Origin of the sequence: Psychrobacter arcticus 273-4 (genome assembly GCF_000012305.1) — a bacterium.
GTDB classification, from domain to species: domain Bacteria; phylum Pseudomonadota; class Gammaproteobacteria; order Pseudomonadales; family Moraxellaceae; genus Psychrobacter; species Psychrobacter arcticus.
On sequence record NC_007204.1, the window covers coordinates 2256561 to 2273300 of the forward strand.

Sequence of the window (16740 nt, forward strand, 5' to 3'; positions counted from 1 at the left end):
ATCTATCTATATTGATTGCAGTAAGCGAGGTGGCATCAGAGTCATCTCGCTTTTTTATTTGAACCGCTCATATTACTTTTCTCCGTTTCTTTAACAGTGCTTCGTTCAGTCAAATTTATATAAATTATTGACGGATAAAAAACCTCAAACATACTAATCTTGTAAAGTCACGCCAATTAAATCATAAAAAAATCTTGCAGTATCCCTAACTATTCTTTTATATTGTCCCCCAAAATCTGACTTGATTGTCAGGTCATATATTTATAGACGTCACAACAACAGTAATGACAGAAATATTGCACTCATATTGAGCGCGCTATTGTGTCTATTGTTGTGCGTAACGGACACCAAGGATAGCGTTTATGTGGAAAAATATGGGTTTGACGGGCAAGATTATTGTTGCCATGGTGCTCGGTATTATACTGGGTCTATTTATAAACTATTCTGGCTTGAACACGGAAGGCAGCTTCGTTAATAATTATGTCACCAATGGTTTTCTTGCCATTGTCGGTAAGCTGTTTGTTAACTCGCTCAAAATGCTCGTCGTACCGCTGGTCTTGATTTCACTTATCTGCGGCGTGTGCGGTATTGGTGACATACGTCTGCTTGGACGCATTGGCACCAAAACCTTTTTCATCTATATGGTGACGACGGCGCTAGCGATTGCAACTGCTATCGGGCTTGGCGTGCTATTCGGTATTGGCAAAGGCATGAATATAGAAACAGAGGCGGCGTTTGAGTCTGAGAAAGCGCCACCACTACTCGATGTGTTTTCTAATATTATTCCATCTAACCCCATCAGTGCGATGGCAAATGGCGACATGCTATCGATTATTTTCTTTGCCGTTTTGATTGGTATTAGTATTTTGATGGTAGGAAAACCAGCTAAAGGCTTGGTTCAAAGTTTAGAGTTAATCAATGAAGTCATCTTAAAAATGGTGACCATCATTATGAATTTAGCGCCGTATGGTGTTTTTGCGCTGTTGACCAAAGCAATGGCTGAGCTTGGCTTAGACCTTATTTGGTCATTACTTGGTTATGTTGCGGTACTGATTGGCTCACTGGCATTCCATTTCTTTGTGACCATGATGATTGTCTTCAAGCTATCTTCAGGCTTATCAGTCAGAACGTTTTTAGCAAAAATGCGTGAAGTACAGATTTTTGCTTTTAGTACCTCAAGCTCAAATGCAACGATTCCAATCACCTTGCGTACGGTCACCAAGCGCATGGGTGTTAATAACTCGGTTGCTTCGTTTACCATCCCTTTTGGTGCGACCATCAACATGGATGGTACGGCTATCATGCAAGGGACAGCGACCATTTTTATTGCCAATATTTATGGTATTGACTTGGGTGTAACCGAGTATTTGACCGTTATCTTGATGTCGGTGCTCGCCTCTGTCGGTACGGCAGGTGTTCCAGGTGTTGGTCTTATTATGCTTTCAATGGTATTTGCCCAAGTGGGTCTGCCGATTGAAGGCATTGGTCTTATCTTAGGTGTGGACCGTATTCTTGATATGTTACGTACAGCGGTCAACGTCGGTGGCGATGCTGCAGTGACCGCTATCGTTGCAAAATCAGAAGGTAAAATGGATTTAGCAATTTATAATGATCCTGATGCTGGTTCAAAAGACGTATTTGACGGTCATATCGATGAGAACAGCGAACGCGAATTCTCTGAAGTCTTTAGCGATGGCATTATGGGCAGCGAGTATGACGATGTTAAGCGCGGCTAATCGTAATTAGTAATCGCCTATAAATCATTAATAAAAAAACCACCGCCGTTGAACTGACCCCCATAAGCTGGACACAACTTATGGGGTATTTTTATGCAGAAAATATATTTTTAGATCAAGAGATGCTTTATTTTCAGTTAATATACTGTCCATCAACCAAGTACATATTTGGTCACCATCACGAGACAGACCAACACAATCATCGGACGAATGAGTCTACTTCCGCCTTTTACCACCATATGCGAGCCAAAATACGCCCCTATGATTTGCCCGACCATCATCGCTAGCCCCACTGTCCACAAGACATTACCGCCCAATATAAAGAATATTAATGAGCCAATATTGGTAGACAGATTCAGTACCTTTGCCGCACCAGTTGCTTCGATGATTTTTCGACCACGTAGCGCCACATTGCCGAGCGCAAAAAACATACCCGTCCCAGGTCCCATATAACCATCATAAAAACCAATTAAAGGAGCGGCAATTTTTTGCCAAGCGCCCTCTGATATACGTGGGGCAGCTTCTACCTCACCAAGTTTGGGTGCAAACAAGGTATAGATACCAATTGCCGCAATCAAAAATGGAATCAGCTTTTCTAATAGATCGGGCGGCGACAACTGCACAGCAATTGAACCAAAGATGGAGCCGATAAAAGCAGCAATAATCGCCGTTTTAATGTTTTTGGGTTTGACGATGCCCTTTTTAATCATCGTAATAGACGCTGCTAGTGCCCCTGAAGCGGCTTGTAGCTTGTTGGTGCCCAATGTCAGTACAGGCGGAATATTGGCGAGCAGCATAGCAGGAATGGTCAACAGACCACCGCCACCGGCAATGGCATCAATGAAACCTGCCAGTGCGGCTACAGCCGTCAACATTAAAATAACTTCAATAGAAAGGGATACGTCCATGGCACTGACCTGCAAAATTTATGATATAAGAGACACAAGCCTTGGAAAATTCAACCAATCCTACTTTTTAGCAGCATTTTTTAGCAATACGTTTTGATCACATTTATTTAAAAGCGCTCATTCAAAAGTAGTTGAGTGAATATCAGGCAAAAAAACATAGGGATAGATAATGTACATATTATTTTGATAACAGCTAATTTTATAACAGCAAAGTCTGATGCTAGCCATTGCGTAAAGCGGCTTATTATAAAGATAAAACCGCAAAAAAAGCCAAAAACCTAGAAAAGTCTGCTAGATTTATCGCACAAGATGCTTTAAAAACAGCTTTTATCTTCATCAAGCCTTCAAGTAAGAGGGAAAAACCGGTAACCTATTTCATTTGTTTATATGAATAAAAATATGAGAAACTAGCGATATACATCTATGACACTGGTAATATAAACATCAGCGCTAACAAAGACTTGTTCCCATATAAGGTATCGCACTTAAGGCGAAGCCATTACAGATATATGAAAAACACTTGAGCTTTTGAATACTTTCGCACGTTTTATTTGGTTAATGAGGATAATATGGCAATACATAAAATCAGAGCGTTTTTTAATCTCGAGGCGTCGGGCGGTATTGTCTTAGCGCTGGCAGCTATCGCAGCCATGATTATTGCTAATACTTCTCTAAATACTTGGTACGAATCCTTTATTCACGCACCTGTTGCTATTCAAATTGGCAGCTTTTCAATCGCTAAAGATGCGCATCATTGGATTAATGATGGCTTGATGGCGGTATTCTTCTTTTTAGTGGGTCTTGAGCTTAAGCGTGAAGTGTTAATTGGCGAGCTGTCCAATGTAAAGCAAATTATCTTGCCAGCAGGGGCAGCACTTGGCGGTATGGTTATGCCAGCCATTGTCTATCTGTTTTTTAACTATAATGAGCCTGAATTTTGGCGAGGTTGGGCGATTCCTACAGCGACTGATATTGCCTTTGCCCTTGGTATTTTGAGCCTACTTGGCAATCGCGTACCCAACTCATTAAAAGTATTCTTAGTCTCTATTGCTATTTTTGATGATATTGGCGCGATCATCATTATTGCTTTATTTTATACCAATGACTTATCACTCGGTTCACTCGCTATCGCAGGCTTATGTCTGCCGTTCTTATATATGCTCAATCGTCGTAATGTGACCAGTATCACCCCCTATTTGCTAATTGGCGTTATCATGTGGATTGCGGTACTCAAATCCGGTATCCATGCAACGTTAGCAGGGGTCGTATTGGCGCTATTTATTCCTTTATTTGACCGCACTGACCCTGAGCACTCCCCGCTTGAAGAGCTTGAGCACGATCTACAAAACACGGTTTCCTATGGCATTTTACCCCTATTTGCTTTTGCCAATGCAGGCATTTCGCTCAAGGGCGCAGGGTTTGGTGAGCTGTTTCATTCTGTGCCGCTTGGTATTGCCGCTGGACTGTTCATCGGTAAACAAGTAGGCGTCATGCTGATGTGCTGGTTAATCTTTAAGCTGGGTATTTCTACCATGCCAAAAGGCATGAATTTTAAGCAAATTTATGGCGCAGCATTGCTATGCGGTGTCGGCTTTACCATGAGTTTGTTTATCGGTGGGCTTGCATTTGCCGGTGAGACTCCATTATTTGATGAGCGTTTAGGTATCATTATGGGTTCAATCGTCTCTGGTATCGCCGGTTACATGATGTTAAAAACTACCTTAAAAGATGAGGTTAATGTGACATCTGTAGACTTAACACGTCATTCTTAATTGTATTTTTCATCGTCAAATTATTTATAAGCTTTAAGAGATTATTTGTCGGCGCTTTATTAGATTAAAGGCTTTTATAACATTTGTTGTCGAAAGCCTTTAGTAAACACCTTGTCAAAGCTGTCGATACAAAAGGGGCTTGGTAAATATAGTCGGTGAAAAGTAATATCGATACAACACGTACTACTGGTGCAAATTTTTCTTGCTTGCTGTGCCTACGCAGACAGAGGCTGCAAAAAATTTACACCAGCAATACGGTAGCGACTTTAAAGTATTTCAACTATAGTGCTCGATATAAGACTTGATACAAGGCCTGATAAAAAAGTATTGGATAACAATGGATTCAATCGATAGAGATAAAATAGTTCATTCGAGTGCCTTAGATAAGCACGCTCATAAAAACGCGATAAACCATCAGCGTCATGGACGCACCACTGCCATTGATGACCACAGCGATTTGCAAGTTTTAAAACGTATTAAGCGCTATTTATTGCCAAAAGACTTTGTCATTTCGCAAGATTTGTTAAATGAGATGGTTGCTGGTTATGATATTGGTGATCCACTAGCAGATGATCTAGCCACTGACGGCATTCGTTTTGCCAAACAGTTACAGCAGTTTATTATTGATGATAAAACAAACCTTCGCTTTGAAGACAATACTCTTATAAACCACCCTTCATTTAATGCTTTAACCGAACAATTTAGCCGCCATCCCGATTGGTTTGACCCCAAGCTTGCACACATTGGCGCGATTGCCTATCGGCGTTATCCGCTGATGCTGATCTGGCTATTACGTAACGTGGCACTCATGGCAGGCTACAGCATCCCTGCCTTATCGCTACCTCTGATTCAAACCGGTGCATTGATGCACGATGCCTTGCCACGATTGATGCGTACCTACGCCTATATCCTAGCAGTCTCTGAGCACCCTCAGTTGCACTCAGCCTCGCAGCATGGCAAACCTGCTATTGAGCGAATATTAGCTATCGGCTCTGAAGGCTGGCAGCAATCTATAAAAGTACGTCAAATCCATACCTTAGTACGTCAAAACTTACTTAAAGGTAAAGCCAAGGCAGCGAATGGTGTCATATCGAATGCCGACCAGCACCATTTGCCTGATGGTAGCTGGAACGCCGCTTATTGGGGCGTGCCGATCAACCAAACTGATATGATTGCCACCCATTTACAGTTTTCATTATTGATTATGCGCGGATTAAGATTGCTTGGCGCTCGTATTAGTACTGAAGAAGCTGAAGGTATTTTGCATTTGTGGAATCTTGCCAGCTATTGGATGGGCGTTGATTTGCAACGCTTACCTAAAGATGAGACTGCCTGTTGGAAATGGCTATATACCTATTTATCCATTCAACAGCTTGATTTTAAAATGGGACAACCACTGGCAAAAGCATTACATGATTTACCGCGTCAGCTAATGGGTGAGGATAATCGCCGTGGGCGCTTTGTTGAGATGGTCAATGCCAGCGTGACCCGTACCTTGGTCGGTGATGATATTGGCGATGGACTAAACCTACCAAAATCAAAAATACGGTTTGGGGTGTTGTCTTCCGTGCCGATTCTATTTGCCCTTGATACCGCACGCCAGCATAATAGTACAGTCGCCCATAAGTTGGAGGCATTTCGTGCCAAGCGCCAAGACAATATGAACTGGTGGCTCAAGAAAAACGATGATTATTATAAATAGAATGCTCTCATCAATACTATAGTCGGTGAAAAGTAATATCGATACAACAGGTACTACTGGTGCAAATTTTTCTTGCTTGCTGTGCCTACGCAGACAGAGGCTGCAAAAAATTTACACCAGCAATACGGTAGCGACTGTAAAGTATTTCAACTATATTACTCAGTAGAAGATACTCAGCCATTAGCACACTAACGTCTATAGTAACTATTATCCTTCCATAAAAACGTATTTTTTGATGAGTGTTTATTACCTCTATAATCGGGTATCTTGTATACGATAATACCACTCTAGCTGCCGATCAAAGCCTGTCTCCAATAAACTGGCAATGACTCGTCCTGTCAGACCCCATACCGTCTCTCCATCCACTTGCCAGCTCGGTGTGAGGAGCGTTGCTGACTGATCCTGCAACATATATTCTATGGAATATTCAACGGTCGGCTGAGTCAATAATGTCTCAAAATCTGCCCAAAAAATCCGTGATATCTCACCAAGCTCCGGTACTAACAGCAGATCTGGCGCAATCAGCGCCACAATAGGACGCACGCTCATCCCACTTTTAGAGGTTTGGATGGGTAATTGACCAAGCAGCTGAACTTTATTGGGCGGTAGCGCGGTTTCCTCACAGGCTTCACGTAGGGCGGTGACGACATTATTACCATCACCTGCTTCATGTTTGCCGCCAGCACAGGACACTTCGCCAGCATGACTGTTCATATGAGCAGCGCGGCGAGTCAGCAGCAGCTTAGGATGGCGCTCATGGGTGATAGCAACCAAAATAGAGGCATCGGCGATAGGGGTTTGATAAAGAGTGTTTAAGATACGGGCACTGCGCGAATGGTCATGAGAATCATAAAGCGCCGGACTAGCAATAGCCTTTAAGGTCTCATGCTGCACCCGTTCAGCCAACTTTCTGATAGTCGGATAACGTATAAAATCTGGTACAGCGACGGTCAGTTCATCAAAACGTACGGACTGTGAGGGATTTAGCATTATAATTGCCCTGTGTTTTTATCAGTATTAGCCATCAAAACATTGAATAGTCGCAGCAAGTGGATCGGCGACAAGCGTAAGACAGACACGGTCTTTTATCATTGTACGACTGCGATTGATCCTCATGGATCAAGGGTATCATTCCTATATTATTTAGGAAATGCTCGTGGATAAGATTTTTTCATGACATAAAATGCAGGGCAAAACTGATGATTGCCCGCAAAGATTGTCATTAGTCATCATTGCCATTGCTTGGGCTGGCGGAACATTTGCCACTGCTGTACTGGCATTATTGGCATTACTGGGAAATTGGCAAAATATAGCGATGATTTTGGGCTCATTTGGTGCCAGCTGTCTGCTTATTTTGCTTATCCAGAAAGCCCTTTTGCTCAGCCAAGAAACATCGTCGGCGGTCATCTTATTACTATCTTTGTTATGATTATCACTGCCAGTGCGATGAAAATTTGTGCTATCTTAGGATAAAAGGTTATTATCAGACCAAACACCTGATGGCTGTGATATTTGATATTTGATAGTCCTACTATCTTATATAACGACTATTTCATAGAACAACTATTATTATCATTAGAAAAGTATCACTCTTAAAATAAGCCTACTTCTCTTTCGTCCTATTTTTACTATATAAGGCAGTCGATATGCGCTATTGTCTACAATGCGGTTGTGAAGCTGAACGCAAAATACCAGCCACGGATAATATACCGCGTTTGGTGTGCCCAAACTGTCATTATATTCATTACGAAAATCCCAAAGTAATTTGTGGCTCACTGGTCGTCCATAAACATCGGGTGCTGCTCTGTCGACGCGCAATCGAGCCGCAGTATGGATTATGGACGCTACCCGCAGGCTTTATGGAAAATGGCGAAACCATGGCCGAAGGTGCGGCGCGTGAGAGCTTTGAAGAGGCTGACGCGGTCGTTATCAATCCACATTTATACTGCTTGTATGACATTCCAGATATTGCTCAAATCTATAGTATATATATCACCGAACTAAAAGATGGCGCTTACGGTATCGGCTCTGAAAGTCTTGATTGTGCATTATTCACAGAAGAAGACATTCCGTGGGATAATCTTGCCTTTGAAGCGGTACGTCGTACCTTAAAAAGCTATTTTTCAGACCGTCAACACTACGACAGTTATAATCAATTTCCGATTCATCAAGAGATCATTGGCAAAGACCAAGCCATTAAGCGCTATTAATAACAACGCCAGCCAAAGCCACTGACTTACAAAAGCAAGTATAGCCAATCTTTTATAAAAAAAATACAATGCTTTTAAAACAGATACAATGCTTTTAAAACAGATAGAAAGATATTAATAACTATAGTCGGTGAAAAGTAATATCGATACAACAGGTACTACTGGTGCAAATTTTTCTTGCTTGCTGTGCCTACGCAGACAGAGGCTGCAAAAAATTTACACCAGCAATACGGTAGCGACTTTAAAGTATTTCAACTATAAGTAATAAAAAAACCGCCGCTTTCATTTTTAGTGGAAGCGGCGGTTTTTTTGTATGGCTATTAAACGCTACTAGCTTTTAATTTTACAAACATTAAAGCCTAACTCTTTTACAGCAGCTTCTTTATCATAGGGCGCTAATACCGCACGCACGTGTTTTTGCCCTTGCAGATATTGTTTCGCTACGCGCTGTAAATCAGTAACCGTAACCGCTAAGATGGCGGCACGCATTTTGCGCTGCCAGTCTATGCCGCGATGATGTAAGTCAGCAAAGCAGGCTTTGATTGCTTCGCCTGCTGGAGAGCCGGGCTTATCCATACCTGAGATAATCCCTAAAATGGCTTCTTCCAACTGCTCATCCGTTTGTGGCTCATTCAACAACCATTCGATACTGGCATCGAAATGCGCAAAAGTTTCAGCACACTGCGGATCGCGGTAGCTAAAGAATTTAAAAGCACAAGCATTGGCATCGTAACCTGCACCGCCGCCATAAGCACCACCGCGCTCACGAATGGCACTATGCAGGTAGCCATTACGCAGATACGGCGCTAATACCATCAGGGCTGCCGTGTCAGGATGATCAGCCGCTGGTACGGTATAAGCACTGGCATTATGATAGACGTTAGTCGGAACCAACCATGCCAAATCTTCAACTTCTACCTCTTCTATTGCAGCCGTATTTTCACCACTTAATGCGGCATTCAGCGGTAACTCTGTAAACTCACTTGGAATATTTGCTTCAATATCTGTCGTAGAATTACTGAGTTTTTCAGCCATTTTCGACGCTTGACTGTCCTTCCAGCTATCGACAATCAAATTGCTTAAGCGTTCGGTTTGCTCCGCTTCGCAAATAATGACTGCGTGCTTAGGCAAACCAATCAAACGTTGATGTAAATCCATCAAGCTTGTTGCCAATTTATCCCACTGTGCATTATCGGTATTCGCATGCGTTAGGAAGTCTTTTAGTGCATTTAATGCCGGTAGACCGCTGCGTACATACTCTAGCTGCGCTTGACGACTCATGCCACGACTGGCAGTTTGCATCGCATAGGAGTGCCCTGAACCGGCAAGATTTGATTGCCAGCCTGCTTGACGCTGCTGTAAGATTTCTTTGATGCGGTCATGCTCACTAAAGATGCTGTGCTCCATCACCTCTTTGAGCAAATCAATTGCTTCAGGCTTGCGGTTTAGCGCACGCGTTGCCACCACAAAATAGCTACTAATCGCTTGACTGTCATCGAGATTGGTACGTTGGCTGATACGGGCGGTCACGCCAGATGAATGCGCCGCTTGCTTGGCTTGCATTTCATGGGCGCTGAGCGAATCCGTACCCAGCTCTGACAATAAGCTCAAATAAATTGGCAATAATGGATGATTGATCACCTCATTGACTGGCAGCTCTTCATTGCCATTATTAACGAGGTTCTGACCAATCTCATCGGTTAACGGTACGATTATTTGATAATAATACAAGCCGTTAGTGCCCGCTTCATATTCAAACAACGTGCTTTCTTTTCCGCTTAGATTAACCTGCTTTTGCGTGCCTTGTTTAAAGCTAATATCGGTCGGTACATCTTCTAGACCCACTTTTGGTAATAAGCTTAAATCATCAGGCGCTGCTTGGCGTGCTGCTAAGTCTAATGCTTGCTGCTTTAAGATATCTTTATCATCAGCGGTCAAACCCATCTCGATGGTATCAAGACGTGTTTGTTCAGCTGCCGCAAGACGGGCTGTTTTTTCGCTATCTGGCGTCATTGTGACGCGCACACGATGCTGATTGTCTAACAGATGCATTTTTATTAAATTTGGTAGCCACTGCTCATCTTTTACTTGCTCACGTAGCCATTGTAGATGCTCATCAACTTCCCAGACATCAATAGGATTGCCATCATGAATCGCCGTACTAAAGCCCTCTAACATTAAATTTAGACCATACGGCATGCTATCACCACCGATATGACGCTGATCTATCTCAATTTGATGCAAAATGGTTTCAATAGTCTCATCATCGACTGGCGAGCTTGCAACTTCGGTTAGCAAATCAATAATGCCCTGCTCTACCGCTTCAGCATGCTCAGGGTTTGAGCCGCGCAGACCCGTATAAAAGACCATTTCATAATGACTGTCATCAAGCCCCAATAACGGACTTGGCGCTTTGCCTAGCGGATGGCTGTCCAGATACGCACGTAGCGGCGAGCCAGCATGTTCAATCAATACGCCTTCTAATAAACGCAGTGCTAAACGCTGCTTCGAATCAGTAATCGATGGTAATAACCAGGCAAGTACGTGATGTGTTTGATCAGGACCGGCTTCGTCAGCGGTATAAGTATCAGTGGCACTAATCGGCGCAGACAAACGCTGCTCTGGACGCGATACGTGTTTTTTACCGGCTTCAAACTCAATCAAGGCATCGTCATGAATTTTTGCTTGTGTCTCAGCGACCGGAATATTACCAAAGCTCATAATCACGCTATTCGACGGATGATAATGGCTCTGATGGAATTCAACCAGCTCATGATGAGTCAGGTCTGGGATATCAGCAGGATCACCGCCTGAATTATAATGATAGGTCGTCGTTGGGAACAAATGATGGGCGACCGTATGATATAGCTGATCAATCTCACCACTCATCGCGCCTTTCATCTCATTAAAGACGATACCTTTAAATTGCGGCTTATCACTTTCGTCTAATTCAACACGGATGCCTTCTTGGGCAAAATCGAGCGGATGAATATTTGGGAAAAATGACGCGTCAAGATAAACGGCAAGCAAATTAAAATAATCATTTTTATTTTGCGTGGCATACGGATACGCCGTCCAGTCAGCAGCCGTCATCGCATTCATAAAAGTATTTAATGAGCGCTTAATCATTGAAAAGAACGGATCACGAACGGGGAATTTCTTCGAGCCACATAATGCTACGTGCTCTAAAATATGCGCTTCACCCTTTGAATCCATCGGCTGGGTACGAAAGCCGACCAAAAACGCATTTTCATCACTTGGATGCGCCAAATGATAGTGCATCGCTCCTGTTTTTACGTGCTGACTGATCAACACATCCATCGATAATGCATCGATATGGCGGTGCTCAAGCAGCTCAAAGGCAGGATGCAGGGTTAAATCAGCAGTAAACGGCGTGTCAGTCATAGTTGTCCTCATACATTACTTTGATATCATCGTCATTAATGGATGACATCATCATAAATAATAGAAAATAGTGAAGTTTATAGTTATAAAATTTGTCTTTATAAAACTGTATTTATAAAAACCTTATAGGTAATCTTCGAATTTGATGGCATTTATCAGCTAAAAAGAATTTGCCTAACGACAGTAGATGGGGCTAATACGCTGATAAGTCAAGACAGTACATGGAGAAAGATAACCTGTATTTTACAAAGCTTACTTAACAGCGGTCATTAGTAGTGCTATAGTTAAAATCATCTGTCATAAGGAAGGAGCCGCTCATGAGTTACCAACATATTTTATTGGTCACCGACTTACTATCCGATGCTGACTTGGTTGCTCAAAAAGCCAAACGTATCGTTGATAATCGTCCTGACTCCAAATTATCGGTATTGCATATTGTCAAAGATACCATGGTGGGCTTTGGCTATGAGCTGGTGCCTGCCTCAAGCTTATATGATGAGATTGATGATGAGCGTTGCCAAGAAGCGCGTGCAAAACTGGCGCAGTTTTTGGATCGTAACGACTTACATGTCGTCAATTCTGAGGTGACGACCGCCATCTCAAATAGTGAAGGTATCGTCAACTATTGCCATAAGCATGATGTTGATTTATTGGTCATTGGTCGTCATGAACGTCATGGTATAGCGGCTTGGTTAAGCGGCGCAACGGCAGATAACATCTTGCCAAACGTACCCTGTGATAGCTTAGTTGTGAGACTTGATAAGCCGGTCAATAAATAGGCAAAACTCTACGTTATCATTGTTAATAATGAAAAATATCCGTAAAGTGCCATCGATAAAGTGCGATCGATAAAGTGATAAAGTCAAATCCAAGAAAACCATCAAGTGCAGCGTAGTTCATATTCTACGCTGCACTTTTTTATGCTTCCTTTAACGTCAAATCTTTAAAATTTTCAGACTTAAACCTCAGTAATAACATCAATAAAGGTCTGCCAAATTGGGCTTTGGTGGCGCGCCTTGTGCCAGACCAGCCACCATGTTCGTGACAGATCAATCCCTGCAACCTGCACTTGTACCAGCTTCCCTGTTGCAAGTTCTGCTTCAATGACGTGCTGTGACAGACAACCAAGTCCAATATCAGCGCTGACCATATACTTAATCGCCTCCGACTGCTGTATCGCCATAATCACCTCGGCATTAGGCAGATGTTGCAATAACTGCTCATCGATAATCTGCCGCGTACCCGACCCCGCTTCCCTTACCAATAGTGGCAGCGTTGATAATTGCTCAATGCTCAACTCATAACAATGATTGGCATCGTTATAGCTAGCCACATTCTTAAGCCATTTGCTGTCACGCTTAGCAAAAATCATCAAGGTATCAGTACGCCACTTGCGTTGCTCGATGACTTTCATATCTACTGGGCGCGGCATACCTTCGACCAAAGCAATATCAATATTCAACTGCTCAATCTCTGCTACTACCTCTTGAGTATTGGCAATATACATATCAATATCCGCATCTGGCAGCGCCTCGTATAGCTTGGCAAGCAGCGGCGGCAGTACATAATTGCCAATGGTGGTACTCGCACCAATGTGAATCTGCCCTACTTGAGATTTATGATAATTCTCAAGCGTCAACGACTGCCCTAAGATTGATTGCGCCTGTATATAAATAGGATGGGCATTGGGATGCTGATTTAGTCTGCGCCCGACGCGCTCAAACAATGGCATCTGTAACCTTGACTCCAGTTCTGTCAGCGCACTACTGACCGCTGATTGTGACAAATGCAGTGCTTCACTAGCACGGCTGGTGCTACCTGTCTGATAGATACTGACAAAGACTGCCAGTTGCCGCAGGGTAATCTTCGGTACAGTCTGTACAGCTTTTTTCATGAGGACATCTATCCCTTATGTCTGTTTTTAATAGTCTTTTCATTCTCAATTTAAAAAAAGACTGAAATTAATTTATCAACCTATAAAATCGATAATTTATATCTTATTAATCTGTTTTTATTATAGATAGTGCTGCATTATAATGTCTAGTCATAAGCTTATGCTATTTGTGATTAACGGGAGTAGCCAGTCTTATAAAGATTAGCAGTACTACCCAAAACCTATCAATAGGACAGTCCGTCATGAACGCTTTAATGCAGTCAGTAAATAGCTATCTTCCACGCAGACGCCATCTCGCAGGGCTTATCGTCGTGCTAATTGGCAGCTTATTTTGTTTGTGGCTGAATAGCAGCTTGAACGTCTGGACGAACGGGCGCATCGTGGGACTGTCATCGCTCACACTAGCAATTTTAATCGGTATGATACTTGGTAATACGGTCTACACCAATTTTTCTGAGCGTTTGAATGAAGGGGTCTGCTTTGCTAAAGGGCAGATTTTAAGACTCGCTATTATGTTCTATGGTTTTAAATTGACCCTAACTCAAGTATCAAGTGTCGGTCTGCCGGCAGTGATGAGCGATGCGTTGGTGCTCATATCAACCTTCTTATTGACCTATTGGATAGGTACCAAATTATTAAAAGTCGAGAGAGAAACTACGATATTGATAGGTTCAGGTGCCAGTATTTGCGGGGCCGCAGCTGTTATCGCCACCGATCCAATCGTCAAAGCAGAAACGCATAAAGTCACTATCGCGGTCGCAACGGTCGTCGTATTTGGCACCATCGCGATGGTACTGTATCCTTTCCTTTACCATCTCGGTTGGTTACAACCTTGGCTGAGTGCCGAACAGTATGGGATCTATACTGGCTCAACCATTCATGAAGTGGCGCAAGTGGTCGTCGCTGGTAATACTGTCAGTCCAGAAGTTGGCGACACAGCAGTCGTCACCAAAATGGTTCGTGTCATGATGCTCGCCCCGTTCTTACTGGTATTGTCTTTTGCGCTGACCAAAGGCTGTAGCGAAAATGGTGAAACCGCTTCATTTATGAGCCGTATTAAAGAAGTCAAAGTACCTTGGTTCGCCTTTATTTTTATCTTAATCGTATTGCTCCACACTTGGCTAAATATGTCTAAGAGCTTTGAGCATAGTATGGTTTTGTTTGATGACACCCTACTTACGATGGCAATGTTTGCCCTTGGTCTAACCACTCATATTAGCGCTATCAAACAAGCGGGCGTTAAACCTCTGATACTCGGCGCAATTATGTTTGTCTGGTTAATCGTTGGTGGGGGTCTTATCAATATCGGTATTAGCTTTTTATAAGACGTTAACGCCTATGATATAGTCGGTGAAAAGTAATATCGATACAACACGTACTACTGGTGCAAATTTTTCTTGCTTGCTGTGCCTACGCAGACAGAGGCTGCAAAAAATTTACACCAGCAATACGGTAGCGACTTTAAAGTATTTCAACTATACCATAGTGCGTAAGCGTTTTTTATAGACAGTTCTCATCAAATATCAGACAAAAAAAAACGAACCCGAAGGTTCGTTTTTTATTCATCTTGCTCTAATTGTCTATAAAAGACAAATTAGATAGCAACGATGTTATGAGCTTGTGGACCTTTTTGACCTTGAGTTACAGTGAACTCAACTTCTTGGCCTTCAGCTAAAGTTTTGAAGCCTGAACCAGTGATTTCGCTGTAATGAGCAAAAACGTCTGCGCCAGTTTCTGGAGCGATAAAACCAAAGCCTTTAGCTTCGTTGAACCACTTAACTGTACCTTTTTGAGTATCTGACATATCGATAATCCTACTTTTTAATTTATTAATGGCCTAGTGACCGGTAACGCTTGCAAATAGCTACTGAACGATAAATATTAAAACGAAGGATTATAACTAATACTACGAGGTAATGATTTGGTGCAGAACTGCTCTTAAGCTTGGAGGTATTATAAAGGCAAGATCCCATTATCGCAAGTCTTATCTTAGGTTTCGTGTAACCAAAGCCCATTTTTCACGGTTTTTGACCCTAAAATCAACGCATTTTAGGCATTTGGTAAACGGAACAAATAGACCGCTACCCCAGTACATACCGCGCCTACCAGCCATGCCACCCATATCATATCGGCGGGAATATTAAAAAATAACATAGTGGTTGAAATTGCCATCATTATCGTCGCCAGCCACTTGGCATAGAGTGGCACCGCATGATTATTCTCCCAATCACGTACAAAACTCCCAAAATAACGATGATTGATCAGCCAAAAATGAAAACGCCGAGAGCTACGTGCCCAGCAACCCGCTGCCAATAATATAAAAGGTGCAGTCGGCATGACAGGTAGTAATATTCCGATGATACCCAAGGCGAAAAACAGCCAGCCAAATACCAAAAACATCCAGCGTACGGTAGGGCTGGTATGTTGATTGGTCTTGGGTCGATAATAAAAGGCTTTTTTTGATTGAGTCATGGGAGTTTTATCAGTCAGTGTTAGACGTTAGGTCATTAGGTATGGACTACTTATATAAGCTATCAAAGATAAAGAAATTGATAACTTAGTTCAAGACTGATTTTGCATGGTTTTGCTACGGATAGGTAGCTTGTTTAGCAGTTAGGTAAATGTAGGTCGATATTCACTATGATTTGGCAGGATAGCTTTCCCAGTAGTCTGCGATTGCCTTTGGAAAGCAGTATTTTTTTGGCATCACGGTAATGGCGATGGGTACTAATATGGATTTGGTCACGCCGCCGATATTCTCACAAGTGGCATCAGTAGGCACGTCATAATAAATCACGCGCAAGGTATTTTGTGGACAGAGGTCTGAGCACTGGAATGATTTGACCACTTCGATACCGTTATGCACACCAATGACCCACTGCTGTGCGCCTTCGGTTGGTGCTGACTCTTTTTGCTGGGCAGCTCGAATGAGATCGGCATCTGTTAAAGTATTTTCATTGGTCGGCAGTGAGACGCAAGCGTTTAGGCTTAACAACAAGGCGCTTAGGGTGAGAGCTTTGACGAGTGAATTTAAGCGTTATTGGCACGGTGTCGTCAATAGCAAGGTTGCTTAAAGGCGCGCGTTGTCCGACGGTGAGAGGGTTCATGGTGTT

The 16740-nt window shown here is 42.7% G+C and carries 16 protein-coding genes; 8 read left to right on the top strand and 8 right to left on the bottom strand.

Annotated features, from left to right (window positions below; translation table 11 throughout):
• Positions 1-362 precede the first annotated feature (362 nt).
• Positions 363-1736 (top strand): dicarboxylate/amino acid:cation symporter, encoded by a 1374-nt coding sequence (locus PSYC_RS09500; protein WP_011281095.1) that lies wholly within the window; start codon positions 363-365, stop codon positions 1734-1736.
• A gap of 152 nt (positions 1737-1888) precedes the next feature.
• Here the strand turns inward: PSYC_RS09500 and PSYC_RS09505 are convergent, their stop codons facing one another.
• The gene (locus PSYC_RS09505; protein WP_011281096.1) at positions 1889-2644 is read right to left on the bottom strand and encodes a TSUP family transporter; all 756 of its coding nucleotides are present in this window, start codon (positions 2642-2644) and stop codon (positions 1889-1891) included.
• 569 nt (positions 2645-3213) lie between these two features.
• Here PSYC_RS09505 and nhaA point away from each other — a divergent pair.
• The gene (nhaA, locus tag PSYC_RS09510) at positions 3214-4416 is read left to right on the top strand and encodes a Na+/H+ antiporter NhaA (protein WP_011281097.1); all 1203 of its coding nucleotides are present in this window, start codon (positions 3214-3216) and stop codon (positions 4414-4416) included.
• A gap of 337 nt (positions 4417-4753) precedes the next feature.
• Entirely contained in the window at positions 4754-6118 is a 1365-nt protein-coding gene (locus tag PSYC_RS09515; RefSeq protein WP_011281098.1) for an oxygenase MpaB family protein, read from the top strand.
• A gap of 252 nt (positions 6119-6370) precedes the next feature.
• Here PSYC_RS09515 and PSYC_RS09520 read toward each other — a convergent pair whose 3' ends face one another.
• Positions 6371-7108 carry an NUDIX hydrolase gene (locus tag PSYC_RS09520; RefSeq protein WP_011281099.1) on the bottom strand — a complete coding sequence of 246 codons (738 nt, stop codon included), beginning with the start codon at positions 7106-7108 and terminating at the stop codon, positions 6371-6373.
• A gap of 193 nt (positions 7109-7301) precedes the next feature.
• Here PSYC_RS09520 and PSYC_RS09525 point away from each other — a divergent pair, with 193 nt between their 5' ends.
• The 3 genes from PSYC_RS09525 (at position 7302) to PSYC_RS09530 (ending at position 8328) form a co-directional block, all read left to right on the top strand.
• On the top strand, positions 7302-7547 hold the full coding sequence (locus tag PSYC_RS09525; RefSeq protein WP_264622157.1) for a hypothetical protein: 246 nt from the start codon (positions 7302-7304) through the stop codon (positions 7545-7547).
• Positions 7511-7591 (top strand): hypothetical protein, encoded by an 81-nt coding sequence (locus tag PSYC_RS12050; protein ID WP_406621543.1) that lies wholly within the window; start codon positions 7511-7513, stop codon positions 7589-7591. The genes PSYC_RS09525 and PSYC_RS12050 overlap by 37 nt, the downstream gene beginning before the upstream one ends.
• A 173-nt stretch (positions 7592-7764) precedes the next feature.
• Positions 7765-8328, top strand: a complete 564-nt coding sequence (locus PSYC_RS09530; protein ID WP_011281100.1) for an NUDIX hydrolase — start codon at positions 7765-7767, stop codon at positions 8326-8328.
• Positions 8329-8658: 330 nt separating this feature from the next.
• Here PSYC_RS09530 and PSYC_RS09535 read toward each other — a convergent pair whose 3' ends face one another.
• On the bottom strand, positions 8659-11733 hold the full coding sequence (locus PSYC_RS09535; protein WP_011281101.1) for an insulinase family protein: 3075 nt from the start codon (positions 11731-11733) through the stop codon (positions 8659-8661).
• Positions 11734-12050: 317 nt separating this feature from the next.
• On the opposite strand from PSYC_RS09535, the gene PSYC_RS09540 reads away from it, so the two are divergent.
• Entirely contained in the window at positions 12051-12512 is a 462-nt protein-coding gene (locus tag PSYC_RS09540; RefSeq protein ID WP_011281102.1) for a universal stress protein, read from the top strand.
• Positions 12513-12691: 179 nt separating this feature from the next.
• Here the strand turns inward: PSYC_RS09540 and PSYC_RS09545 are convergent, their stop codons facing one another.
• Positions 12692-13627: a LysR substrate-binding domain-containing protein gene (locus PSYC_RS09545; protein ID WP_011281103.1), complete on the bottom strand. Its 936-nt coding sequence runs from the start codon at positions 13625-13627 to the stop codon at positions 12692-12694.
• A gap of 242 nt (positions 13628-13869) precedes the next feature.
• Here PSYC_RS09545 and PSYC_RS09550 point away from each other — a divergent pair, with 242 nt between their 5' ends.
• A complete protein-coding gene (locus PSYC_RS09550; protein ID WP_011281104.1) occupies positions 13870-14952 on the top strand; it encodes a YeiH family protein in 1083 nt (360 codons plus the stop codon).
• 269 nt (positions 14953-15221) lie between these two features.
• On the opposite strand, the gene PSYC_RS09555 is transcribed toward PSYC_RS09550, so the two are convergent.
• From PSYC_RS09555 to PSYC_RS11710, 4 genes are all read right to left on the bottom strand, one after another.
• Positions 15222-15431, bottom strand: coding sequence for a cold-shock protein (locus tag PSYC_RS09555; protein ID WP_010201661.1), 210 nt, complete (start codon positions 15429-15431; stop codon positions 15222-15224).
• A 245-nt stretch (positions 15432-15676) separates the two neighbouring features.
• The gene (locus PSYC_RS09560) at positions 15677-16099 is read right to left on the bottom strand and encodes a YbaN family protein (RefSeq protein ID WP_011281105.1); all 423 of its coding nucleotides are present in this window, start codon (positions 16097-16099) and stop codon (positions 15677-15679) included.
• 166 nt (positions 16100-16265) lie between these two features.
• On the bottom strand, positions 16266-16622 hold the full coding sequence (locus PSYC_RS09565) for a hypothetical protein (RefSeq protein ID WP_227500330.1): 357 nt from the start codon (positions 16620-16622) through the stop codon (positions 16266-16268).
• Positions 16582-16734, bottom strand: coding sequence for a hypothetical protein (locus PSYC_RS11710; RefSeq protein WP_187147141.1), 153 nt, complete (start codon positions 16732-16734; stop codon positions 16582-16584). Before PSYC_RS11710 ends, PSYC_RS09565 begins: the two co-directional genes overlap by 41 nt.
• Between the last annotated feature and the right edge of the window lie 6 nt (positions 16735-16740).

What these genes read in the sequence shown, in the direction of transcription:
- PSYC_RS09500 (WP_011281095.1), top strand. Translation starts at nt 363, where the DNA reads ATGTGGAAAAATATGGGTTTGACGGGCAAGATTATTGTTGCCATGGTG.
- PSYC_RS09505 (WP_011281096.1), bottom strand. Translation starts at nt 2,644, where the DNA reads ATGGACGTATCCCTTTCTATTGAAGTTATTTTAATGTTGACGGCTGTA.
- nhaA (WP_011281097.1), top strand. Translation starts at nt 3,214, where the DNA reads ATGGCAATACATAAAATCAGAGCGTTTTTTAATCTCGAGGCGTCGGGC.
- PSYC_RS09515 (WP_011281098.1), top strand. Translation starts at nt 4,754, where the DNA reads ATGGATTCAATCGATAGAGATAAAATAGTTCATTCGAGTGCCTTAGAT.
- PSYC_RS09520 (WP_011281099.1), bottom strand. Translation starts at nt 7,108, where the DNA reads ATGCTAAATCCCTCACAGTCCGTACGTTTTGATGAACTGACCGTCGCT.
- PSYC_RS09525 (WP_264622157.1), top strand. Translation starts at nt 7,302, where the DNA reads ATGCAGGGCAAAACTGATGATTGCCCGCAAAGATTGTCATTAGTCATC.
- PSYC_RS09530 (WP_011281100.1), top strand. Translation starts at nt 7,765, where the DNA reads ATGCGCTATTGTCTACAATGCGGTTGTGAAGCTGAACGCAAAATACCA.
- PSYC_RS09535 (WP_011281101.1), bottom strand. Translation starts at nt 11,733, where the DNA reads ATGACTGACACGCCGTTTACTGCTGATTTAACCCTGCATCCTGCCTTT.
- PSYC_RS09540 (WP_011281102.1), top strand. Translation starts at nt 12,051, where the DNA reads ATGAGTTACCAACATATTTTATTGGTCACCGACTTACTATCCGATGCT.
- PSYC_RS09545 (WP_011281103.1), bottom strand. Translation starts at nt 13,627, where the DNA reads ATGAAAAAAGCTGTACAGACTGTACCGAAGATTACCCTGCGGCAACTG.
- PSYC_RS09550 (WP_011281104.1), top strand. Translation starts at nt 13,870, where the DNA reads ATGAACGCTTTAATGCAGTCAGTAAATAGCTATCTTCCACGCAGACGC.
- PSYC_RS09555 (WP_010201661.1), bottom strand. Translation starts at nt 15,431, where the DNA reads ATGTCAGATACTCAAAAAGGTACAGTTAAGTGGTTCAACGAAGCTAAA.
- PSYC_RS09560 (WP_011281105.1), bottom strand. Translation starts at nt 16,099, where the DNA reads ATGACTCAATCAAAAAAAGCCTTTTATTATCGACCCAAGACCAATCAA.
- PSYC_RS11710 (WP_187147141.1), bottom strand. Translation starts at nt 16,734, where the DNA reads ATGAACCCTCTCACCGTCGGACAACGCGCGCCTTTAAGCAACCTTGCT.